General features: G+C 63.9%; 22 protein-coding genes, 2 tRNA genes and 2 rRNA genes (1 of these 26 only partly in view). 19 read left to right on the plus strand and 7 right to left on the minus strand.

What is annotated here, in order from left to right:
• The 3 genes from AB4Z44_RS18300 to AB4Z44_RS18310 form a co-directional block, all read left to right on the plus strand.
• Positions 1-2139 (plus strand): 23S ribosomal RNA (locus AB4Z44_RS18300) (it extends 667 nt beyond the left edge of the window).
• 110 nt (positions 2140-2249) lie between these two features.
• Positions 2250-2364: ribosomal RNA gene (gene rrf, locus AB4Z44_RS18305) — 5S ribosomal RNA — on the plus strand.
• Positions 2365-2516: 152 nt separating this feature from the next.
• Positions 2517-2593: transfer RNA gene (locus AB4Z44_RS18310), tRNA-Met, on the plus strand.
• A gap of 52 nt (positions 2594-2645) precedes the next feature.
• Here the strand turns inward: AB4Z44_RS18310 and AB4Z44_RS18315 are convergent.
• From AB4Z44_RS18315 to AB4Z44_RS18335, 5 genes are all read right to left on the minus strand, one after another.
• Positions 2646-3662: an LLM class flavin-dependent oxidoreductase gene (locus tag AB4Z44_RS18315; protein WP_404711105.1), complete on the minus strand. Its 1017-nt coding sequence runs from the start codon at positions 3660-3662 to the stop codon at positions 2646-2648.
• A gap of 84 nt (positions 3663-3746) precedes the next feature.
• On the minus strand, positions 3747-4529 hold the full coding sequence (locus AB4Z44_RS18320) for a PhzF family phenazine biosynthesis protein (protein WP_404711106.1): 783 nt from the start codon (positions 4527-4529) through the stop codon (positions 3747-3749).
• Positions 4526-5104 (minus strand): pyridoxamine 5'-phosphate oxidase, encoded by a 579-nt coding sequence (gene pdxH / locus AB4Z44_RS18325; protein ID WP_404711107.1) that lies wholly within the window; start codon positions 5102-5104, stop codon positions 4526-4528. The genes AB4Z44_RS18320 and pdxH overlap by 4 nt, the downstream gene beginning before the upstream one ends.
• On the minus strand, positions 5101-6288 hold the full coding sequence (locus AB4Z44_RS18330) for an acyl-CoA dehydrogenase (protein ID WP_404711108.1): 1188 nt from the start codon (positions 6286-6288) through the stop codon (positions 5101-5103). Before AB4Z44_RS18330 ends, pdxH begins: the two co-directional genes overlap by 4 nt.
• 25 nt (positions 6289-6313) lie before the next feature.
• On the minus strand, positions 6314-6880 hold the full coding sequence (locus AB4Z44_RS18335; RefSeq protein ID WP_404711109.1) for an HNH endonuclease: 567 nt from the start codon (positions 6878-6880) through the stop codon (positions 6314-6316).
• Positions 6881-7124: 244 nt separating this feature from the next.
• Here AB4Z44_RS18335 and gluQRS point away from each other — a divergent pair, with 244 nt between their 5' ends.
• From gluQRS to AB4Z44_RS18370, 7 genes are all read left to right on the plus strand, one after another.
• Positions 7125-7928: a tRNA glutamyl-Q(34) synthetase GluQRS gene (gene gluQRS, locus AB4Z44_RS18340; protein ID WP_404711110.1), complete on the plus strand. Its 804-nt coding sequence runs from the start codon at positions 7125-7127 to the stop codon at positions 7926-7928.
• 9 nt (positions 7929-7937) lie between these two features.
• On the plus strand, positions 7938-8171 hold the full coding sequence (locus tag AB4Z44_RS18345) for a hypothetical protein (RefSeq protein ID WP_404711111.1): 234 nt from the start codon (positions 7938-7940) through the stop codon (positions 8169-8171).
• A gap of 4 nt (positions 8172-8175) precedes the next feature.
• The gene (locus AB4Z44_RS18350) at positions 8176-8748 is read left to right on the plus strand and encodes a cob(I)yrinic acid a,c-diamide adenosyltransferase (RefSeq protein ID WP_404711112.1); all 573 of its coding nucleotides are present in this window, start codon (positions 8176-8178) and stop codon (positions 8746-8748) included.
• A gap of 95 nt (positions 8749-8843) precedes the next feature.
• Positions 8844-10127 carry an ergothioneine biosynthesis protein EgtB gene (gene egtB, locus AB4Z44_RS18355; RefSeq protein ID WP_404711113.1) on the plus strand — a complete coding sequence of 428 codons (1284 nt, stop codon included), beginning with the start codon at positions 8844-8846 and terminating at the stop codon, positions 10125-10127.
• Entirely contained in the window at positions 10127-11104 is a 978-nt protein-coding gene (gene egtD / locus AB4Z44_RS18360) for an L-histidine N(alpha)-methyltransferase (RefSeq protein WP_404711114.1), read from the plus strand. The genes egtB and egtD overlap by 1 nt, the downstream gene beginning before the upstream one ends.
• A gap of 111 nt (positions 11105-11215) precedes the next feature.
• Positions 11216-12085: a 3-hydroxybutyryl-CoA dehydrogenase gene (locus AB4Z44_RS18365; RefSeq protein WP_404711115.1), complete on the plus strand. Its 870-nt coding sequence runs from the start codon at positions 11216-11218 to the stop codon at positions 12083-12085.
• A 61-nt stretch (positions 12086-12146) separates the two neighbouring features.
• A complete protein-coding gene (locus tag AB4Z44_RS18370) occupies positions 12147-12779 on the plus strand; it encodes a queuosine precursor transporter (RefSeq protein WP_404711116.1) in 633 nt (210 codons plus the stop codon).
• Between the two features lie 123 nt (positions 12780-12902).
• On the opposite strand, the gene AB4Z44_RS18375 is transcribed toward AB4Z44_RS18370, so the two are convergent.
• The gene (locus AB4Z44_RS18375; RefSeq protein WP_404711117.1) at positions 12903-13817 is read right to left on the minus strand and encodes an SDR family NAD(P)-dependent oxidoreductase; all 915 of its coding nucleotides are present in this window, start codon (positions 13815-13817) and stop codon (positions 12903-12905) included.
• Positions 13818-13910: 93 nt separating this feature from the next.
• On the opposite strand from AB4Z44_RS18375, the gene AB4Z44_RS18380 reads away from it, so the two are divergent.
• The 6 genes from AB4Z44_RS18380 to pgeF all read left to right on the plus strand — a co-directional run bounded on the left by AB4Z44_RS18380 (position 13911) and on the right by pgeF (position 19310).
• Positions 13911-14606, plus strand: coding sequence for a nuclear transport factor 2 family protein (locus AB4Z44_RS18380; RefSeq protein ID WP_404711118.1), 696 nt, complete (start codon positions 13911-13913; stop codon positions 14604-14606).
• 13 nt (positions 14607-14619) lie between these two features.
• Positions 14620-15753: an amidohydrolase family protein gene (locus AB4Z44_RS18385; RefSeq protein WP_404711119.1), complete on the plus strand. Its 1134-nt coding sequence runs from the start codon at positions 14620-14622 to the stop codon at positions 15751-15753.
• 81 nt (positions 15754-15834) lie between these two features.
• On the plus strand, positions 15835-16596 hold the full coding sequence (locus AB4Z44_RS18390; RefSeq protein WP_404711120.1) for a glutaminyl-peptide cyclotransferase: 762 nt from the start codon (positions 15835-15837) through the stop codon (positions 16594-16596).
• 44 nt (positions 16597-16640) lie between these two features.
• On the plus strand, positions 16641-17510 hold the full coding sequence (lgt, locus tag AB4Z44_RS18395; RefSeq protein ID WP_404711121.1) for a prolipoprotein diacylglyceryl transferase: 870 nt from the start codon (positions 16641-16643) through the stop codon (positions 17508-17510).
• Positions 17497-18537 (plus strand): class I SAM-dependent methyltransferase, encoded by a 1041-nt coding sequence (locus AB4Z44_RS18400; RefSeq protein WP_404711122.1) that lies wholly within the window; start codon positions 17497-17499, stop codon positions 18535-18537. The genes lgt and AB4Z44_RS18400 overlap by 14 nt, the downstream gene beginning before the upstream one ends.
• A complete protein-coding gene (pgeF, locus tag AB4Z44_RS18405; RefSeq protein WP_404711123.1) occupies positions 18537-19310 on the plus strand; it encodes a peptidoglycan editing factor PgeF in 774 nt (257 codons plus the stop codon). Before AB4Z44_RS18400 ends, pgeF begins: the two co-directional genes overlap by 1 nt.
• Here pgeF and AB4Z44_RS18410 read toward each other — a convergent pair.
• Positions 19307-20089 (minus strand): DUF1134 domain-containing protein, encoded by a 783-nt coding sequence (locus tag AB4Z44_RS18410; RefSeq protein WP_404714273.1) that lies wholly within the window; start codon positions 20087-20089, stop codon positions 19307-19309. The genes pgeF and AB4Z44_RS18410 overlap by 4 nt on opposite strands.
• Positions 20090-20209: 120 nt before the next feature.
• Between AB4Z44_RS18410 and AB4Z44_RS18415 the strand changes: the two genes are divergently transcribed.
• From AB4Z44_RS18415 to AB4Z44_RS18425, 3 genes are all read left to right on the plus strand, one after another.
• Positions 20210-20299, plus strand: a tRNA-Ser gene (locus AB4Z44_RS18415).
• Between the two features lie 108 nt (positions 20300-20407).
• Positions 20408-20641 (plus strand): hypothetical protein, encoded by a 234-nt coding sequence (locus AB4Z44_RS18420; RefSeq protein ID WP_404711124.1) that lies wholly within the window; start codon positions 20408-20410, stop codon positions 20639-20641.
• An 81-nt stretch (positions 20642-20722) separates the two neighbouring features.
• On the plus strand, positions 20723-21256 hold the full coding sequence (locus AB4Z44_RS18425) for a hypothetical protein (protein ID WP_404711125.1): 534 nt from the start codon (positions 20723-20725) through the stop codon (positions 21254-21256).
• Positions 21257-21278: the final 22 nt, after the last annotated feature.

The following is a 21278-nucleotide window of genomic DNA, read 5'->3' on the forward strand; positions in this document are numbered from 1 at the left end:
GCGCAGCGAAAGCGAGTCTGAATAGGGCGACTTAGTTTGATGTATTAGACCCGAAACCCGGCGATCTAGGCATGACCAGGATGAAGGTGGGGTAACACCCACTGGAGGTCCGAACCGATTAACGTTGAAAAGTTACCGGATGAGTTGTGTTTAGGGGTGAAAGGCCAATCAAGCCGGGAAATAGCTGGTTCTCCGCGAAAACTATTGAGGTAGTGCCTCGAGTGAATACCGTTGGGGGTAGAGCACTGGATGGGCTAGGGGGTCGCGAGATCTACCAAACCTAACCAAACTCCGAATACCAACGAGTAATGCTCGGGAGACAGACGGCGGGTGCTAAGGTCCGTCGTCAAGAGGGAAACAGCCCTGACCTACAGCTAAGGTCCCCAAGTCACGTCTAAGTGGGAAAGCATGTGGGAATCCCAAAACAACCAGGAGGTTGGCTTAGAAGCAGCCATCCTTTAAAGAAAGCGTAACAGCTCACTGGTCTAAACAAGGGTTCCTGCGGCGAAGATGTAACGGGGCTCAAGACGTGCACCGAAGCTTAGGGTGTGGATTTATCCACGCGGTAGCGGAGCGTTCCGTAAGCCTGTGAAGCGATCTGGTAATGGGTCGTGGAGGTATCGGAAGTGCGAATGCAGACATGAGTAGCGATAAACAGGGTGAGATGCCCTGTCGCCGAAAGACCAAGGGTTCCTGCGCAAGGCTAATCCGCGCAGGGTGAGCCGGCCCCTAAGACGAGCCCGAAGGGGGTAGTCGATGGGAACCACGTTAATATTCGTGGGCCTGGTGGTGTGTGACGGATCATGTGTGTTGTCACTCCTTAACGGATTGGAGTGGCTTCGAAATGGTTCCAGGAAATAGCCCCACCGTATAGACCGTACCCGAAACCGACACAGGTGGTCAGGTAGAGTATACCAAGGCGCTTGAGAGAAGTCTCCTGAAGGAACTCGGCAAATTGCCTCCGTACCTTCGGAAGAAGGAGGCCCCATCTATGCGCAAGCACTGATGGGGGGCACAGGCCAGGGGGTAGCGACTGTTTAGCAAAAACACAGGGCTCTGCTAAGTCGGCTTCAAGACGACGTATAGGGTCTGACGCCTGCCCGGTGCTGGAAGGTTAAGTGGAGGGGTGCAAGCTCCGAAATGAAGCCCCAGTAAACGGCGGCCGTAACTATAACGGTCCTAAGGTAGCGAAATTCCTTGTCGGGTAAGTTCCGACCTGCACGAATGGCGTAACGACTTCCCCACTGTCTCCAGGAGATGCTCAGCGAAATTGAATTCCCCGTGAAGATGCGGGGTTCCCGCGGTTAGACGGAAAGACCCCGTGCACCTTTACTGCAGCTTCAGAGTGGCATTAGGAAAGAACTGTGTAGCATAGGTGGGAGGCTTTGAAGCTTGGGCGCCAGCCTGAGTGGAGCCATAGGTGAAATACCACCCTGTTGTTTTCTGATGTCTAACCTCGATCCATGAAACTGGATCAGGGACCCTCTGTGGCGGGTAGTTTGACTGGGGCGGTCGCCTCCCAAAGAGTAACGGAGGCGCGCGAAGGTTGGCTCAGGCCGGTTGGAAACCGGCTGTTAGAGTGCAATGGCATAAGCCAGCCTGACTGCGAGACTGACAAGTCGAGCAGAGACGAAAGTCGGTCATAGTGATCCGGTGGTCCCTCGTGGAAGGGCCATCGCTCAACGGATAAAAGGTACGCCGGGGATAACAGGCTGATAACCCCCAAGAGCTCATATCGACGGGGTTGTTTGGCACCTCGATGTCGGCTCATCACATCCTGGGGCTGGAGCAGGTCCCAAGGGTTTGGCTGTTCGCCAATTAAAGTGGTACGTGAGCTGGGTTCAGAACGTCGCGAGACAGTTTGGTCCCTATCTGCCGTGGGCGTCGATATTTGAGAGGACTTGTCCCTAGTACGAGAGGACCGGGATGAACATACCTCTGGTGCACCTGTCGTTCTGCCAAGAGCGCAGCAGGGTAGCTATGTATGGAAGGGATAACCGCTGAAAGCATCTAAGCGGGAAGCCTCCCTCGAGATAAGATATCTTAGAGCGGTCGAAGACCACGACCTTGATAGATCGGATGTGGAAGTGGGGTAACCCATGGAGCTAACCGATACTAATTGCTCTATTCGCGCTTGAGAGTTCCACCATCAATGACAAGGCTGAAAAGCCATCGTTGATCTGGTTCACTCACATAGTGGTGCACGCATCGATTTTGACCCAAATATCTGTTGTACACTGGCCCCATAGCTTGGTGGTCATAGCGTCTGTGACCCACCCGATCCCATCCCGAACTCGGCCGTGAAACCAGACTGCGCCAATGGTACTATCGCTTAAGCGATGGAAGAGTAGGTCGCCGCCAGGCTTTGAAGCCAGTGCCCAACAGATCCAGAACCCATCCACATGTCATGCAAACCCGCTCGCGGGTCGCAGCACCCCCGCCAACGGGCCCCGTCGAAGTAGCACTTCGATGAGAACCCAACGCGGGGGCGTTCGCGTCTCCGGCAAACACCCTGGCGCGGGGTGGAGCAGCCCGGTAGCTCGTCAGGCTCATAACCTGAAGGTCACAGGTTCAAATCCTGTCCCCGCAACCAACAAAAAGCCCGCAGGTCCAACGACCCAGCGGGCTTTTTGCCGTCCCACATCTCATCGCCAGCCGAGCGCGGGCGCGACATGCGTCAGGATCGCCTCGATGACATGGGCGTTGTACGCCACGCCGAGCTGGTTGGGCACCGTCAGGAGCAATGTATCCGCTTCGGCGATGGCTTCGTCCGAACGCAATTGCTCGATCAGCTTATCCGGTTCGGCAGCATAAGAGCGGCCGAACACCGCGCGCATGTTGTCGATCAACCCGACCTGGTCGCTGCTCTCGCCGCGGCCGAAATAGGCACGATCCTGATCGTTCATGAGCGCGAAGATGGACCGCGACACCGATACGCGCGGCGTGCGCTGATGGCCGGCCTCCGCCCACGCCTCGCGGTAGCGACGGATCTGTTTCGCCTGCTGGATATGGAACGGCTCGCCGGTCTCGTCGGCCTTGAGGGTGGAGCTCTGCAGATGCATGCCGGCTTTCGCCGCCCAAACCGCGGTCGCGTCAGAGGCGGATCCCCACCAGATACGCTCCCTTAGGCCAGGCGAGTGTGGTTCGAGCCTGAGCAGGCCGGGCGGATTGGCGAACATCGGATTCGGGTTCGGCTTGGCGAAACCCTGGCCTCGCAGCAGGTTCAGGAAGATCTCGGCATGGCGGCGGCCCATGTCGGCATCGCTCTCGCCCTCGGCCGGCACATAGCCGAAATGGCGCCAGCCTTCGATCACCTGCTCGGGCGAGCCGCGGCTGATCCCTAACTGAAGCCGCCCACGGCTGATGAGGTCCGCGGCACCGGCATCCTCGATCATGTAGAGCGGGTTCTCGTAGCGCATGTCGATCACGCCCGTGCCGATCTCGATGCGGCTGGTCCGCGCGCCGACCGCCGCCAGCAACGGGAAGGGGGAGGCGAGTTGCTGCGCGAAATGGTGGACCCGGAAATAGGCGCCGTCGGCGCCGAGCTCCTCGGCGGCCACCGCCAGATCGATCGACTGGAGGAGTACGTCCGAGGCCGATCGCGTGGCCGATTGCGACGAGGCGGACCAATGGCCGAACGACAGGAATCCGATTTTCTTCATGCAGTCTTCCGTGGCTTTGCACCGCCCGGAGGACGGCCTTCTCTGCGGTCAGATGGCGATGCCCCGGGCAGAAGCAATATCGCTTCAGATCGCGAAGCGACCCTCGATCACCGTCCGGCACGCACCGCCCAATATTGCCCGATCGCCGTCGAGACGGCAGGTCACGTAGCCACCGCGCCTGGATGCCTGATAGGCGGTGAAACTGTCGCGCCCCAGTCGTTCGGCCCAATAGGGCGTCAGGATCGCGTGTGCCGATCCGGTGACCGGATCCTCGTCGATCCCGGCGCCGGGCGCGAAGGCCCGGCTGACGATATCGGTCTCGGTGCCCGGCGCGGTGGCGATGTAGAGGAAATCGCCGAGCGGTTGGAGCGCGCGATAGTCCGGTTTCAAAGCGCGCACCGCCGCTTCGTCGGCGTAGCGGATGAGCGAATATCCCGCCTCGTGCCAGAGCGTCTCGATCGGATCGCCGCCGAGCGCCGCGACGATCCCGGGCAATGGCTTAGCCGCCACCCTCCAGATCGGCAGCGACAGGCGGTAGCCGTCGCCGTCGCGGGCCACCGAAAGGATGCCCGACTGGCGCGTGCGGAAACGCACCACATCCTTGTCACCGATCAGCACATGGCCCGAAGCGAGCGTGGCATGGCCGCATAACGCCACTTCCACCGTCGGCGTGAACCAACGCAGTTCGTAATCCGCGTCACCTGTCGCTGGTATCGTGAAGGCCGTCTCGGCAAGATTATTCTCCTCCGCGATGGCCTGGAGGGTCGCGTCGTCGAGCCATGCGTCGAGCGGCATCACCGCCGCCGGATTGCCCGAGAATGGGCGATGGGCGAAGGCGTCGACATGAAAGAAGGGGAGGGTCGTCACGGGTAGAGCAATCCTTCGGTCCAGCCATCGCCGGCGCGGGTGAACAGCCGCCGCTCATGGAGGCGGTGGGCGCGATCCTGCCAGAATTCGATGCGCTCCGGGTTCACGCGGAAGCCCGACCAGTGCGGCGGGCGCGGGACATCCTCGCCATCGAAGCGCGCCTGCATCGCCGCGAACCGGTCTTCGAACACCGCGCGTGATGGCAATGGTTGCGACTGATCCGACGCCCATGCCCCCAGCTGGGAATCGCGCCCGCGCGTCGCGAAATAGGCATCGGCTTCGTCGGATGATACGCCGGTGACGGGGCCTTCGATCCGGATTTGCCGCCGCAGCGATTTCCAATGGAACAGCAACGCGGCCTTGCGCCCGTCGATCAGCTCGCGCGCCTTGCGACTGTGGAGGTTGGTGTAGAAGACGAAGCCGCGTGCATCGTGCCCCTTCAACAGCACCATCCGCACCGACGGCTGCCCGTCCGCACCGGCCGTGGCGAGCGCCATCGCGTTGGAATCGTTCGGCTCGGACGCGCGCGCCTCGGTGAACCAGGCGGCGAACAGCTTGAAGGGATCCTCGCTCATTGAAACGCCTGCAGGCCGGTCTGGGCGCGCCCGAGGATCAAGGCATGGATGTCGTGCGTGCCCTCATAGGTGTTCACGGTCTCCAAATTCTGGGCGTGGCGGATCACGTGGAATTCGCCGGTGATGCCATTGCCGCCATGCATGTCGCGCGCGACCCGCGCGATATCCAGCGCCTTGCCGCAATTGTTCCGCTTGATCAGGCTGATCATCTCGGGCGCCATCCGGCCTTCGTCGAACAATTGTCCGACGCGCAATGCGGCCTGCAGCCCGAGTGCGATCTCGGTCTGCATGTCGGCCAGCTTCTTCTGGACGAGCTGGGTCGCGGCAAGCGGGCGGCCGAACTGGCGCCGGTCGAGCGTGTATTGACGCGCGCGATGCCAGCAATCCTCGGCCGCACCCATCACGCCCCAGGCGATGCCGTAGCGCGCGCGGTTGAGGCAGCCGAACGGCCCGCTCAGCCCCTGCGCGTTGGGCAGCAGGCTGGTCTCGGGCACTTCGACGCTCTCCATCACGATCCCGCCGGTGATCGACGCGCGGAGCGACAGCTTTTCCTCGATCTTGGGCGCGGACAGGCCCTTCATGCCCTTTTCGAGCACGAAGCCGCGGATCTTGCCGTCATGCGCATCCGATTTCGCCCAGACGACGAAGACGTCGGCGATCGGTGAATTGGTGATCCAGATCTTCTCGCCGGTCAGGCGATAGCCGCCGTCGATCTTCTCGGCGCGCGTACGCATGCCGCCGGGATCGGAGCCGGCCTCGGGCTCGGTCAGGCCGAAACAGCCGACCAGCTCGCCACTCGCCAGCCGGGGCAGATATCGGGAACGCAGCTCGTCCGATCCGTAGGCATGGATCGGGAACATGACGAGGCTCGACTGGACCGACATCATCGACCGATAGCCCGAATCCACCCGCTCGATCTCGCGCGCGACCAGCCCATAGGAGATGTAGGAGGCCCCCACCCCGCCGAACTCCTCGGGCAAGGTCGCGCCGAGCAGGCCGAGTGCGCCCATCTCGTCGAAGATCGCGCGATCGGTATGTTCGTGCGCGTAGGCCTCACGAATGCGCGGCGCGAGCTTCTCCTGCGCATAAGCGCGGGCGGTATCGCGGATCATCCTCTCTTCCTCGCCGAGCTGGTCCTCGAGCAGGAAGGGATCGTCCCATTGGAATGCGCTATCCGCGCTCACGGCTTACTCCATCGAATGCGGAGGCTCAGGCCTCCAATTCGATGTCCCAGTAAAGCCAGTCGCGCCAACTGTCGTGGAGATAGTTGGGCGGAAAGCTCCGGCCGTTCTCCTGCAGCTGCCAGCTGGTCGGGCGATAGGGCGCCTCGGCCAGGGTCATATGTGCCTGGCGCGGGGTGCGACCGCCCTTGCGCAGGTTGCAGGGCGCACAGGCGGTCGAGACATTCTCCCAGGTCGTGCGGCCGCCCTGGGCACGCGGGACGACATGGTCGAAGGTCAGGTCCGAAAGGCTGCCGCAATATTGGCAGCAGAAGCGATCGCGCAGGAACAGGTTGAAGCGCGTGAACGCCGGATGTGCTGAGGGGCGCACATATTGGCGCAGCGCGATGACCGACGGAAGCTTGATCGCCTGCGTCGGGCTGCGCACCTCGCGCTCGTAATGCGAGACGATGTCCACGCGCTCGAGGAACACCGCCTTGACCGCGGTCTGCCACGGCCAGATGCTGAGCGGATAATAAGAGAGTGGGGTATAATCGGCGTTCAACACCAGCGACGGGCAACTGTCGGGATGTCTGATCAGATCGGGATGATACATGAAACGACCATGGCCTCCGCTTCGGCGGAGCCCACGTCCTGGAGATGACCAACCGGCCCGTCGCACTCGGGAGGCAGGGCCATCAGGCCGCGTCTCCGTCGCCCCGCCGCCTGCCAGAGCCGCGTGACGGCAGCATGACAACATTGCCGCGACTCACGGTCAAGTGCCATTTTGCCACATGTCTATAGTTTCGCGATTCGCCCCGAGCCCCACCGGGCGGCTTCACCTCGGCCATGCTTATTCGATGGTGCGTGCACACGATGCCGCGCGGGACGCGGGCGGGCAGTTCCGGTTGCGGATCGAGGATACCGATATCACGCGCTGCCGGCCCGAATATCACGCTGCGATCCTCGACGACATGGCGTGGCTGGGGGTGGATTGGGATCCGCCGCTCGTCGTCCAGTCACAACGGCTGGCGCTCTATCAGGCGGCGCTCGACCAGCTCGTCGCCGACGGCCTGGCCTATCCCTGTTTCTGCTCGCGCGCCGATATCGCGCGTGAGGTGGCGGCGAGCCTATCGGCGCCGCATGGACCAGACGGCCCGATCTACCCCGGTACCTGCCGTCCTATTCCCGCCGATGTCGCGGCGACGCGGGCCCAGACCGAATTGCATAGCTGGCGCCTCGATGTCGGCAAGGCGATGGCGCGGGTTGGCGCGCTTTGGTGGAGCGACGTTCGGGCAGGCAGGATCGCGGTCGATCCGGATGCGCTCGGCGACATCATTCTCAAGGGGCGCGATCGGCCAGCCAGCTATCACCTTGCGGTCGTCGTCGACGATGCTGCGATGGCGGTCAATCTGGTGACGCGCGGGATGGACCTGTTCGCGTCGACCCACGTCCAGCGCATCCTGCAGGCGCTGTTGGGGCTGCCCGAACCGGCATATCTCCACCATGCCCTGATCGCCGGCCCCGACGGGCGGCGGCTTGCCAAGCGTGAGGCCTCGGCCGGGCTGGATCGGCTGCGCGCCGACGGGGTCGATGGCCCGACGCTGGTGGACGATCTGCGCGCCGGGAGACTGCCCATTGGATTCCGCTTGCTGGAGGCTTAGATCGAAAAGATGCAGACCTTCCTCTTCATCCTGATCATCCTCGCCGCGATCGGCGCAGTCGTGTCGATCGTCCGCGGCGTGATCATCATGCTCAAAACCAGCCGCGAGGATATCGAAGGGACGGGACCCAGCAAATCCGGTCTCGCCCAGAACAAGATGATGTGGCGCCGCGTCCAGTTCCAGGCGCTGGCGATCGTCTTCGTCGTGCTGTTCCTGCTGATGGCACGCGGCCACGCCGGCTGATCGGGTGGTCAAGCTCAATCGAATCTACACCCGCACCGGCGATGCCGGCGATACCGGGCTGGTCGATGGATCGCGCGTCAGCAAGGCGTCGGCGCGGATCGCTGCGATCGGCGAAGTGGACGAGGCGAATTGCGCGATCGGCGTCGCGCTCTGTCATCTGGGCGAGGGTGCGGAACGCGCGATGCTTGGCCGGATCCAGAACGAGATGTTCGATCTTGGTGCCGATCTCGCGACACCGGGCGAAGATTTCAGCCCGAGCGACATGGCCCTGAGGATCACCCCTGGTCAGGTCGAGCGGCTCGAGCAGGAGATCGACGCGATGAACGAGGGGCTGGGGCCGCTCACGTCCTTCATCCTGCCAAGCGGCTCGATCGCCGCTGCCGAATTGCACCGCGCGCGCGCCATCACGCGCCGGGCTGAACGTGCTTCTGTCGCCGCCGCGGCCGAGGTGGCGCTCAACCCGCAGGCGCTGGCCTACATCAACCGCCTGTCCGATCACCTTTTCGTGATGGCGCGCCTGGTGAACCTACGAGCCGGCGGCGACATCCTGTGGAAGCCGGGCGCGACCCGGGGCTGAGCTGCCGGCGCATAGAACAAAAAGAGAATATGCGCCTTGTCGAGGCAACCCATTTGCCTACGACGAGTTCTGGCGGGGGCTCCAAAGGAAACGAGATGGCCACGCGCGCAGAACCGATTTCCGATTGGCCCGAACTCCTCACGGCCTATCGCAAGACCCGCGATCTCAGCGCGGCGCTCGTCGCCACCTTGTCGGACGCCGATGCGACGATCCAGGCGCACCCCGATGCCTCGCCTGCCAAATGGCATCTGGCACACACCACCTGGTTCCTCGAAACCTTCGTGTTGCGCGATCATGTCGCGGGCTATCGGGCGTTCGATCCGCATTTCGCTTATCTGTTCAACAGCTACTATGAGGCGGAAGGCGCCCGGCATGCGCGCGCCCGCCGGGGCATGCTCGCCCGGCCGGGTCTCGATCAGATCCTGGCGTGGCGGCAGGTGGTCGACGACGCGATCGAGCGGGCGCTGCCCAAGCTGTCGCAAGGCGCGACCGACTTGATCACGCTCGGCATCAATCACGAACAGCAGCATCAGGAATTGCTGCTGACCGATCTGCTTGCAAGCTTCGCGGCCAATCCGATCGATCCCGCGGTCTGGAGCATTGCGCGCGATCGACCCGTGCCGATGCCGGAGCCGATGGACTGGAATGAAGGCCGCACCGGCATCGTCGAGATCGGCCATGCCGGTTTCGGCTTCGCCTTCGATTGCGAAGGCCCCCGCCACCGCGTGCTGCTTCACCCCCACGCCATTGCGGATCGGCCGGTCACCAACGTCGAGTGGGTCGGGTTCATCGCCGACGGTGGGTATAGCCGGCCCGAATTCTGGCTTTCAGACGGATGGGCGTGGGTCGGGCGCGAGAAGATCGAGGCGCCGCTCTACTGGCGTCGTGACGGGCCGGGCAAGGACGTAGCCGATTGGAGCGCGTTCGGGCTCGACGGGCTCCACCCGCTCCACCCTGCCGCGCCCGTCACCCACATCGCGCATTACGAGGCCGACGCTTATGCCCGCTGGGCGGGTGCGCGCCTGCCGACCGAGGCGGAGTGGGAGGATGCGGCCCGCAATTGCGATCCCGCTGCCGGCACCCAGCTCGACGCCGCCGGTCCGGTCCGTCCGCGCGCCGGGACGAGGAGCGATTCCCCCGGCCAGATGTTTGGCGATGTATGGGAATGGACCGGCAGCGCCTACCTTCCCTACCCCGGGTTCACGCCGGTCGAAGGGGCTGTCGGCGAATATAATGGCAAGTTCATGAGCGGGCAGTCGGTCCTCAAAGGTGCGAGCTGCGCCACGCCGCGGGGGCATAGCCGGGTGTCGTATCGCAATTTCTTCTATCCATGGCAGCGCTGGCAATTCACCGGCGTGCGGCTGGCAAAGGATCTCTGATGTTCCGGATTGACGATGCCCGCCCGGCCGTAACCCTGGCCGATCCGACGTTTCTGGCCGATGTGATCCACGGCCTGTCCGCTCCGCGCAAGGCGATTCCCGCACGCTGGTTCTACGATCGTCGCGGATCGGAATTGTTCGAAGAGATTACCAGACTTCCCGAATATTACCCCACCCGGGTCGAGACCGGCCTGCTGGAGGCCCATTGCGGCGAGGTGGGCAGCATTGTTGGGAGCGGCCGTGCGGTGATCGAGTTCGGATCGGGGTCGTCGATGAAGACGCCACGCCTGCTGGGCGCGATCGATCCCACAGCCTATGTGCCGATCGACATTTCGGGTGAATTCCTGCGTGAAGCCGCCGCCGGCCTGTCCCAGGCCTTTCCCGGGCTGCCCGTTCATCCGGTCGAGGCGAATTTCATGAGCCCGGTCGCGCTGCCGCCACAGGTCGCAGCGCTTCCCAAGCTCGGTTTCTTTCCGGGATCGACGATCGGCAATTTGGTGCCGCGTTCGGGCATCGATCTGTTGCGCGGCATGATCGGCACTTTGGGCGAGCATGCGATGCTGCTGATCGGCATGGATCGGGTGAAGGACACAGGGGTCCTCGTCCGCGCCTATGACGATGCGGCCGGCACTACCGCGGCGTTCAATCTCAACCTGCTTCACCGTATCAACGGCGAGCTCGAAGGCGATGTGCCGGTCGATGCTTTTCGCCATCGTGCGGTGTGGAACGATTTGTGGTCGCGGATCGAAATGCATCTGGAGGCGACCCGCGATGTGCGATTCGGCGTCGCGGGCCATCATTTCGCCATGCGCAAGGGCGAGACGATCCACACGGAAAATAGCCACAAATATAGTCCACGCAGCGCGCGACTGCTGCTTGCGGCCGGCGGTTGGACCCCGATCCGTGAGTGGAGCGACGCGCGCGACATGTTCTCGCTGATCCTTGCCGAGGCCAGGCCCGAGCCGATGGCGCCCTGATCATTAGTCGAGCCGCTGGTCGACTATGTATCGAGCCGGGTCTCGACAAGCTCCGCGCTACTCGACACGAACGGATCAGGATTCGGGGCTGATCAGGTTGGGGAGTGTGGCATGAAGACGATCGGCGTAATCGGTGCGGGCCAGATGGGGGCGGGAATCGTCCAGGTGTCGGCGCAGGCGGGCTATCGGGTGCTCGTCTCCGATATCGGGCTGGCGCAGGCGGAGAAGGGCAAGGCCGGGATCGCCAAGCGCCTCGCCCGCGCGGTCGAGAAGGAGCAGATCACATCGGCCGATGCCGATGCCGCGCTCACCCGGATCGAGCCGCAGGGCGATTATGCCGCCTTCACCGACGCCGATCTGATCATCGAGGCGGCGACCGAGCGCGAGCAGATCAAGCGCGTGATTTTCGGAGAGGTCGGCAAGGTGATGCGCGACGACGCGATCCTCGCCAGCAACACCTCCTCGATCCCGATCACCCGACTGGCGCAGGCGACCCCGGATCCGGCGCGCTTCATGGGGGTTCATTTCTTCAATCCGGTGCCGGTGATGAAGCCGATCGAACTGATCCGCGGGCTCGCCACCGCCGATGCGACCGTCGCCGCGGTCGAGGCCTATGCCCGATCGCTCGGCAAGACGGTGGTGCATGCCAACGATGCGCCCGGCTTCATCGTCAATCGCGTGCTGATCCCGATGTTGAACGAAGCGATCTTCGCGCTGGGTGAGGGCGTCGCCAACATGCGCGATATCGATACCGCGGTCAGCCTGGGCCTCAACCATCCGATGGGGCCGCTGACCTTGGCCGATTTCATCGGGCTCGACACCTGTCTCGAAATCGCGCGCGTCCTCCATGACGGTACGGGCGATCCCAAGTTCCGCGCGGCGCCGTTACTCGTGAAATATGTCGATGCGGGATGGCTCGGGCGGAAGACCGGCAAGGGCTTCTACGATTATTCGGGCCCGGAGCCGGTGCCGACGCGGTAGGGAGAATCCCGACCGCACTTTTCGGATGACACACCTCCGCGAACCATTACGCTCCGGCCGGATGGAAAAACCCGCGCTCCCGCTCTCCCGCTCATTATTCGTTTTTGCCCTGCTCTACGGTGGCATGGTCTGCATCGCCGGCGTGCTCGGTGCCAAGCAGGTGGCGATCGGGCCATTGAAAGTGGAGGCCGGGATCTTCGGTTTCCTGATCCTCGTCATCCTCGGCAGCGCGACCGCCGAACTGCACGGCCGCGCGGTCGCCGACAAATTGGTGCGGATCGGGTTCGTACCGCTGCTCGTGTCGATGGCGCTGATGCAGGTCGTGCTGGCGCTGCCGGCCGATCCAGACATGTATCCCCCGCTCAAGGAGGCCTTCCCGATCGTGGTCGGCCAGGGCGGACGGATGATGCTCGCGGGCTTGATCTCCTACGGCACCTCGCAGACGCTCAACGTGCTGATCTTCGCCAAGTTGAGCCAGGGCGAAGGGCGCTTGGTGTGGCTGCGTGCGATGATCGCGAGCGCGGCCTCGCAGATCATCGATACGTTGCTGTTCATCTCGATCTCGTTCGGCGGCGAACGCCCGATCCTGGCGTTGATGACCGGCCAGATGATCGCCAAGGTCGTGCTGTCGGTCGTGCTCGTCCCCTGGCTGGTCACCGCCTTCGTCGCATTCGGCCGCAAGCTGGACGCGTAAAGGGTGCAGAACGAAAGCCGTTCGTCCCGAGCGAAGTCGAGGGACGCTACGCGCTAACGTGTCTCGACTACGCTCGACACGAACGGAGGTTGTGGCCTCGGATTCAACCTATAATGCTCCGGATCAGGTAAGGTCGCCGAGCCCGATCTTGGCGCCGGCCGCCGCAGCGCGGTTCGCCTCGCGCCGCAGCCGTTCGATATGGAGCCGGCCTTCGGGCACGTCGCCCTCCGGCAGCGCCGCCATCGTCGTTTCGTAGATTTCGCGGATATCCTCGCCATGCTCGGGGTGAGTCAGGATCAGGCCCTTGTTGGCACGCATGCCGGCAAGCGTCTTCTCACCCACCTCGAACGGATCCATGCCGAGATCGAAACCGGTGCCGAACTGCTCGAGCTCGGCGCGGTCCGCCGGCGCGAAGCCGCTGTCGGAGAATTCGGCGGGACGCTTCAGCGCCGAATCCCACGCATTGGTGCGGGTGAGGCCTGGGCACATCAGGGATACGCCGATCCCGTAGGGGGCCAGATTGTAGCGCAGGCACTCGGTCATCCCGCGCACCGCAAACTTGCTCGCAGTATAGATCCCCGCCTGCGGGCCCGAGATGAACGCCGCCATCGAGGCGACGTTGACGATATGCCCGCCCTCGCCATGGCGCTTGATGCGCGGGATCATCGTCACCTGGCCGTTGACGCAGCCGCCGAAATTGACACCCATGATCCAGTCGAAATCGGCATAGCTCGCCTCGTCGGTCGGACCGAAGACGCTGACGCCGGCATTGTTCACCAGCACATGGATCTTGCCGAAGTGCGCCTCGGCCGCGTCGGCCGCGACGACCCATTGATCGCGATCGGCGACGTCGAGCTTCACGAACAAGGGCGCTTCCAGCCCCTGCGTGGCGAACCACGCCGCGGCCTGCTCCTTATGCGCCTCGTTGCGATAGGCGAGCGCCAGCTTCATGCCTGCCAGGCCGAGCGCCTGTGCGATGCCGAGCCCGATGCCGGTGACGGCGCCGGTCACGAATGCTACCTTGCCCTGAAATTCCATCGACCTCTCCGCCATCACCCTGTCGGGTTGTGCCATTTTCTAACAATCGTTAATAACACCCGCACATCGTCATAAGCGAGAGGAAAAGCCCACATGACCGAGATTGAGGAACTGCGCGCCGCCAACGAGGCGCTCGCCAATCGCGTGGGCAAGCTCGAGGACATCACCGATATCCGCCGGCTCCAGTTCGCCTACGGCTATTATATCGATTATTGCCACTATGAGGACGTGGTGAACCTGTTCGCCGAGGATGGCGAGGTCGTGTTCCTCTCGGGCCTCTACAAAGGCCATAAGGGCATCCGCCGCGTCTATATCGACTGGATCCTGAACCTCTTCAACGAGGGGCGCGAGGGCGCCGACGACGGCTTCCTGTTCGATCATATCCAGATGCAGGACGTCGTCACCGTCGCCGACGATCGCCAGACCGCCAAGGGCCGCTTCCGCGGTGTCCTGCTCGGCGGCAGCCACGATATCCGCAAGTTCAAGCCCGCCGGCGTGCCCCAGCAATTCATGGAATCGGGCATGTACGAGAATGATTATGTCCGTGAGAACGGCGTGTGGAAGATCAAGCGGCTGGATTACCGGCTGCAATGGCAGGCCGAGTATGAGACCGGCTGGGCCCATACCGACGCGCATCTCCATCAGGCGCAGGTGCTGTTCCCCGAAGATCCGCTCGGCCCCGACGAACTGCTCGACGTCGTCCGCCCGACCTGGCCCTATCGGCAGGATTTTCCCGTTCACTGGGTCCACCCGACCGTCGCCCGCCACATGATCAAGCCCAAGCAGTAAGAAAGGCGCAACCATGGAGAGCGATGACCTTCTGCCCGACGGCACGCCGTTCGGGCTGCGCGGTTATGCCTATGAGCGCGGCACCCATGCCCGGATCGGCCTGGCGCCCCCGCCGGCGAAGATCGACAAGCAGGCACCCTACAAGCGTATCGCGACCGAGGAAGCCTGGACGATCCCCGAGCTGACCGAGGCGCATGTCCGCCTGATCGAGAGCGGCAAATATCCCGAGGATGCCGGGCTGCGGATGGGCGGGATGTTCGCCGGCATGCCCGAGACCCAGCGGCTGCTGCAGGATATCGGCCCGGGCCGCATCGCGCATATGGACGAGTTCGGGATCGCCCGGCAGCTCCTGCTGCTGACCGCACCCGGCGTCCAATGCCTTGAGCCCGAGGAGGGCACCGCGCTCGCGCGGCTGGCGAATGACCGGCTCGCCGAAGCCTGCGCCCGATATCCCGATCGCCTGTCAGGCTGCCTCGCTTTCCAGCCGCAGGATGTCGATGGTGCCGTCGCCGAGATCGAGCGCGGCATGAAGGATTTGAAGCTCGCCGGCGCGGTGCTCAATTCGCATTTCCGCGGCCACTATCTCGACGAACCGGCTTACGAGCCGATCATCGCCGCGCTCGCCGAGAATGATGCCGCGCTCTACATCCACCCGACCGCGCCTTATTACGGCAAGCCCTATTCGGATCGCGGCTTCTTCGGCGCCTTGGGCGGCTTCCCGCACGACGTGTGGCTTCACACGATGGGGCTGATCTTCTCGGGCGCGTTCGACAAATATCCGAACTTCCGCCTCGTCATCGGCCATCTCGGGGAATGTCTGCCGCTCCATCTCTACCGGTTCGACTGGATGCAGAACAATGCCGACGGCGTGCCCGGCCTGCGCGGCGGCCAGCCGGCGGTGAAGCTCAAGCACCCGGTATCCTGGTATTTCCACAACAATATCTGGGTGACCACGAGCGGGGTGGGATGGGAGCCGGGGATCAAATTTTGCATGGACGTACTCGGGCCCGAGCGCGTGCTCTATGCGATGGACTATCCGTATCAGCAGGCGCCCGACGAAGTGGCGGCTTATGACCGGCTGTCGATCAGCGACGAGCATAAGATGATGCTAATGCAGACCAATGCGGAGAAGGTATTCCGGTTCTGACCAACGGCCTCGGCAGCGCTCTGGCGGGCGCTGCCGAGGCGGGCTAGAGCCGCGCTCCCTTTCAGTGCCCGGGCACCTCCTTTGAACCTGATCCGCACCTGGATACTCGGCATCGCCGCTCTGGTATCGGCGATGCCGCTGCATGCCGCGCTTCCTGTCGAGATCGCGCGTGTCATCCGCAGCTATCCGCACGACACCCAGGCCTTCACCGAGGGTCTCCTGATCCGCGACGGCTGGCTCTACGAAAGCACTGGCTATGACGGTCGGAGCTTCATCCGCAAGAAGGAGCTCGCCACCGGCCGCACGGTGCGGAGCGTGCAGATCCCGCCCGGCCTGTTCGGCGAGGGCATCGTCGACTGGCGCGACACGCTCTACAGCTTTGTCTGGCATGGTGGCACCGGCTTCGTCTGGGACCTGAAAAGCCTCCGCCGGATCGGTGGCTGGAGCTATGCGGGCGAGGGCTGGGCGATGACTCGGGATGACCGCCACATCATCATGTCCGACGGCACGCCCGTGCTGCGCGTGCTCGAGCCCGGATCGATGAAGGTGGTGAAGCGGATCACCGTCACCGCCGAGGGCGAGCCGGTGTCGATGCTCAATGAGCTTGAATATGTGCATGGCGAGATCCTGGCCAATATCTGGCAGACCGCCCGGATCGCGCGGATCGATCCGCAGACGGGCCATGTGAAGGGCTGGATCGATGTCGGATCGCTTTGGGCGCAGGTCGATAGCGGCAATAGCGAGGCGGTGCCGAACGGCATTGCCTATGACCGCAAGACCGGCAAACTCTATGTGACGGGGAAAGACTGGCCGCTGCTGTTCGAGATAGGCACGCCGCGGTGAGCCAGACGGTTCCCAGCCGCCGCCATCCCCGCTAAAGCGCGTCCATGAGCCTCGTCAGCCTTGCGGCAACCGCTGCCGGCCACATCCAGTTCGCGAACCTCCACCTTTCGCCGGTAGCGTTTCATGTCGGGCCGTTGCCGATCCGCTGGTATTCGCTCGGCTATATCGGCGGTATCCTGATCGGCTGGTGGTATCTCACCAAATTGATCGCCCAGCCGGGTGCGCCGATGGCGCGGCGGCATGCCGACGATTTCGTCTTCTATGCGACGCTCGGCATCCTGCTCGGCGGGCGGATCGCTTATGTCGTCTTCTACAATCCGTGGATGCTGAAGGACCCGCTGCAGGTGTTCCGCCTGTGGGATGGCGGCATGGCCTTCCATGGCGGCGCGCTCGGCGTGGTGATCGCGACATGGCTCTTGTGCCGGCGCAACGGCCTCTCGACATTGCGCTTCATCGACTACGTCGCCTGCTGCGCGCCGTTCGGGATCTTCCTCGTCCGCATCGCCAATTTCATCAACGGCGAATTGTGGGGGCGGATCACCGACGTCCCATGGGCGGTCGTATTTCCGGGCGCCGATGCCGGCCCCTATCCGCGCCATCCGAGCCAGCTTTACGAGGCGGGGCTCGAAGGGCTGTTGATGCTGGCGATCACGTCCTTCCTCTTCTGGCGGACCCAGGCGCGCTACAAGCCCGGTTTGCTGCTCGGTACCTTCCTGATCGTCTATGGCTGCTCGCGTTTCCTCCTCGAATTCGTGCGCGAGCCCGACGTCCAGCTCGGCATTCTGCCGTGGGGCCTGTCGATGGGGCAGACGCTGAGTGCGCCGATGATCCTCGTCGGCGTCTATTTCATCGCCACCGCGAAGAACCGCCCGGTCGTGATCGCGCCGCCGGAGCCGAACGGTGTTGCCGCCTGACCTGACTGTCGAGATTGCCGCGCTGATCGCGGCCGAGGGCCCGATTTCGATCGAGCGCTTCATGGGCCTCGCCAACGCGCATTATTATGCGACGCGCGACCCGCTTGGCGCAGGCGGCGATTTCGTCACCGCGCCCGAAATCAGCCAGATGTTCGGCGAGATGATCGGCCTGGCGCTGGCCGATCTGTGGGATCGCGCCGGCCGGCCCGATGCGGCCTATGTCGAACTCGGGCCGGGGCGCGGCACGCTCGCAGTCGATGCGTTGCGCGCGATGGCGGTGGCGGGGCTCAGGCCGACGGTCCATCTGGTCGAGACGAGCCCGGTGCTGCGCGCCCTGCAGGAGGATCGGCTTCCACAGGCCAGGTGGCATGATACCATCGCCAGCCTGCCGATCGACCGGCCGCTGCTGATCGTCGCCAACGAATTTTTCGATGCGCTGCCGGTACGCCAGTTTGTCATGACGCAGGACGGCTGGTGCGAGCGGATGATGGATCGCGTAGATCATGGTTTCGTTGCACGACCGGCAATGATGACGCGCAACGACATCCCGGCCCATCTTCGCGATGCCGAACCCGGCACCATCGTCGAGCAATCCCCGGCCGGTCGAACGATCGCGCAGGCGTTGGCGCAGCGTCTGGTGACGCAGGGCGGGGCGCTGATCATCGTCGATTACGGCCATAAAGCGGGCGCGCATGGTGACACGCTGCAGGCGGTTCACGCGCACGCTTATGCCGATCCCTTCGTCGATCCCGGCGCGCGCGATCTCACCGCGCATGTCGATTTTGCTGCGCTCGGGGCGGCGGGGGCGGCGGGCGGCGCGCGCGTGACCGGGCCGGTTGCGCAGGGCCAATGGCTGATCACGCTCGGCCTCTCCGATCGTGCCGCCGCGCTGGCCCGCCGCGCGCCCGAACGCGCGGAGGAGATCGCCGCCGCCTATCGCCGCCTGACCGGCGCGGACGAAATGGGCGAATTGTTCAAATGCATGGCATTGGTGGCACCCCACTGGCCGAACCCGGCAGGATTCTGATGACCGAGCCCCTCCCGCAGCCGATCCGCGCCCGCGCCCTCGATGCGCTGCCCCATGGCTTTCTCGGCCGGCAAGGGGGCGTTTCGACCGGCATCCTCGCCGGCCTCAACGTGGGGCTGGGCTCGGGCGATGATCGCGCCGCCCTGGCCGAGAATCGCCGTCGGGCGGTGGCCGCTGTCCTGCCCGGATCGAGCCTAGTGACGGTGCATCAGGTCCATTCGGCCATCGCGATCACTGCCACGGCCCCCATCGCCGACGACGCCCGACCGCATGCGGATGCACTGGTGACCGATCGTCCCGGCCTGCTGCTTGGCATCCTCACCGCCGATTGCGTGCCCGTCCTCTTCGCCGACGTGGAAGCGCAGGTGGTCGGCGCGGCGCATGCCGGATGGAAAGGGGCAATCGGTGGCGTCACCGATTCGACCATCGATGCGATGGAGAAGCTTGGCGCGCGGCGCGATCATATCGTCGCGGCGATCGGGCCTTGCATCGCGCGGCCCTCCTATGAGGTCGATGACGGCTTTCGCGATCGTTTCTGCGCTGCCGATCCCGCCAACGAATTCTTCTTCGCCGATGGCCGGCCCGGGCATCACCAGTTCGATATCGAAGCTTATGTCGCCGCGCGTGTCGCGGCCGCCGGCGTGCGCACGGTCGAGGCGCTCGGCCTCGACACCTATGCCGATGAGGATCGCTTCTTCAGCTATCGCCGCGCGACGCACCGTGGCGAGCCCGATTACGGGCGCGAGATTTCCCTGATCGGCCTGGCTGCCTAGAAAGGCGACCAGGACGATTTTTCGCGGAAGCGCATGTAACCCAGATTGGCGCCGAGGCGCCAGCCGACCCCCAGCCGGATCGGGATCACGACGATATTGCCGCGCCGCAAATAGCTCGCGGTGAAGCCCCCGAAGACATAGACATTGCCCTCGGCCGCCGGAAAGCGGCGGAACAGATCCTGCGAATCGTAGAGATTGTAGACCAGCACGAACGTCTTCGATCCGTTCGCGCCCAGATCGAAGCCGACCGATGGTCCCTGCCAATAGACCGGCCTCTGTCCCTCGACCTTGTGGAAAAGGGTGCCGGAGCCATAACGCAGGCCGACCACCACCGCGGCGCCGGCTTCGCGGCCGGCGATATAGGCATTGGGCCGGCCCTGATCCTTGAAGATCTTCTCGATCAGCTTGGCGAGCCCCTCGGCGCCTTTGCCGAACACGCCCTCGGCTGCCGCCAGGACGTCGTCCTGCTGATAGGTGCCGCCGGCCGATGCCTCGCGCGCGGCCTTCTCGGTATCCGATGCGGGCGGCGGATTCCGCACCTCCGCGGGCTGGGGTTGCGGGGCCGCCGTATCGCCCGGTGGCGGCGCCGCGTCGTCGGCGGGCGGCGGCGGAGTCGGCGTAGCCGGCCGTTGTGCCGGGCCCGTCGCGGCCATCGTACCCGCGCTGTTGGGATCGATCGTGCGTACCTGCGCGCGTGCGGGCCCGGCGCCGATCAGCGCCAGACCGAGCATCAACGCTGCCAAACCACCCCGCATCGCCCTCTCCATACCGTCATACATGCCGGCTACCTTAACGATGCCGCCGCTTTCGCGCCAATGAATGGCGGCCGCGAAAAGCCTCATCGACCTGCATTGATCGATGCGGGAGTGCCCGCTATAGGCCCCTCAGCCGATGGACCCGGAGACGTGGGTGAGTGGCTGAAACCAACGCTTTGCTAAAGCGTCATACGGGAAACTGTATCGAGAGTTCGAATCTCTCCGTCTCCGCCACCGGCCTGTCCACGGTGGTCCGCAAAGGACCACCGTATCGACTTTTTCCTCTGATAACTGACGTTTAGCAGAGCAGCTCGCCCACGGCCGTGGGCCGATACGCAGCACATGACTCGCCTGGTCGGCCAGATGCTCAATCTGGCTCAGGCTGACGCGCTTGCGGTCGAGCCATGTGTGCTTGTCGATCTCGCCGAGATCGGACGGGATGTGGTGGCAATGATGGCGCCGAAGGTCATCGTCCAGCGGCTCGCACAGGCGCACGGCGGCATCATCACCGTCGAGAACCCGACAGGCGGCGGCGCGCTCTTCCGTGTTTCGTTCGCTGCGCGCCCTCGAGCCTGATAAAGCGAGGCGCAATCGGCAATCGAGGTTGATCTGCTACCCTATATTCTTCTTTTTGCCGTCGTCCTCGGCGTGAACCTGATGCCGGCATTCGGCCCGCCGACATGGTCGATCATCGTCCTGTTCGGGCTCGGCACGCAGATGTCGACACCGGCGATCATCCTGACGGGAGCGGTCGCGGCAGCGTCGGGCCGGTTCCTGCTTGCGCTTGGCTTCCGGCTTCTCGGCAATCGCGTGTCGGTACGAACGCGGCGCAACCTTGCGGCAGCGCGTGCCGCTTTGGAACGGAACAAGCGCGGTGGCCTTGTGGCGCTGGCACTCTTTGCACTTTCGCCGGTACCGTCCGCGCAACTTTTCGAAGCCGCCGGCTTGACCCGCGTCCGGCTGGCTGGCTTCACAATTGCTTTCTTCGCGGGACGGATCATTTCCTATTCGATCTACGCATTCACCGCGAAGAGCATTCAGAAAACTTCGATGGGCGACGTTCTTCTCGATGCTTTCACCAGCCCGGCCAGCATCGTCATTCAGGTTCTAATGATCGTCGCGCTCGTTGGCCTGACCCGGATCGACTGGGCGCGACACCTTGGGGGAAACGCTCCGCCAGACCGCCAATAGCGCCAGGCGTCAGGTCTCCGTC

The sequence above is a fragment of the Sphingomonas sp. MMS24-J13 genome (genome assembly GCF_044905095.1).
Taxonomy (GTDB): domain Bacteria; phylum Pseudomonadota; class Alphaproteobacteria; order Sphingomonadales; family Sphingomonadaceae; genus Sphingomonas_I.

Coding starts and splice junctions, on each gene's coding strand:
- AB4Z44_RS18315 (WP_404711105.1), bottom strand. CDS start 3,662: ATGAAGAAAATCGGATTCCTGTCGTTCGGCCATTGGTCCGCCTCGTCG.
- pdxH (WP_404711107.1), bottom strand. CDS start 5,104: ATGAGCGAGGATCCCTTCAAGCTGTTCGCCGCCTGGTTCACCGAGGCG.
- AB4Z44_RS18335 (WP_404711109.1), bottom strand. CDS start 6,880: ATGTATCATCCCGATCTGATCAGACATCCCGACAGTTGCCCGTCGCTG.
- gluQRS (WP_404711110.1), top strand. CDS start 7,125: ATGGTGCGTGCACACGATGCCGCGCGGGACGCGGGCGGGCAGTTCCGG.
- AB4Z44_RS18345 (WP_404711111.1), top strand. CDS start 7,938: ATGCAGACCTTCCTCTTCATCCTGATCATCCTCGCCGCGATCGGCGCA.
- egtB (WP_404711113.1), top strand. CDS start 8,844: ATGGCCACGCGCGCAGAACCGATTTCCGATTGGCCCGAACTCCTCACG.
- egtD (WP_404711114.1), top strand. CDS start 10,127: ATGTTCCGGATTGACGATGCCCGCCCGGCCGTAACCCTGGCCGATCCG.
- AB4Z44_RS18365 (WP_404711115.1), top strand. CDS start 11,216: ATGAAGACGATCGGCGTAATCGGTGCGGGCCAGATGGGGGCGGGAATC.
- AB4Z44_RS18370 (WP_404711116.1), top strand. CDS start 12,147: ATGGAAAAACCCGCGCTCCCGCTCTCCCGCTCATTATTCGTTTTTGCC.
- AB4Z44_RS18375 (WP_404711117.1), bottom strand. CDS start 13,817: ATGGAATTTCAGGGCAAGGTAGCATTCGTGACCGGCGCCGTCACCGGC.
- AB4Z44_RS18380 (WP_404711118.1), top strand. CDS start 13,911: ATGACCGAGATTGAGGAACTGCGCGCCGCCAACGAGGCGCTCGCCAAT.
- AB4Z44_RS18385 (WP_404711119.1), top strand. CDS start 14,620: ATGGAGAGCGATGACCTTCTGCCCGACGGCACGCCGTTCGGGCTGCGC.
- lgt (WP_404711121.1), top strand. CDS start 16,641: ATGAGCCTCGTCAGCCTTGCGGCAACCGCTGCCGGCCACATCCAGTTC.
- pgeF (WP_404711123.1), top strand. CDS start 18,537: ATGACCGAGCCCCTCCCGCAGCCGATCCGCGCCCGCGCCCTCGATGCG.
- AB4Z44_RS18410 (WP_404714273.1), bottom strand. CDS start 20,089: ATGTATGACGGTATGGAGAGGGCGATGCGGGGTGGTTTGGCAGCGTTG.
- AB4Z44_RS18420 (WP_404711124.1), top strand. CDS start 20,408: ATGACTCGCCTGGTCGGCCAGATGCTCAATCTGGCTCAGGCTGACGCG.
- AB4Z44_RS18425 (WP_404711125.1), top strand. CDS start 20,723: ATGCCGGCATTCGGCCCGCCGACATGGTCGATCATCGTCCTGTTCGGG.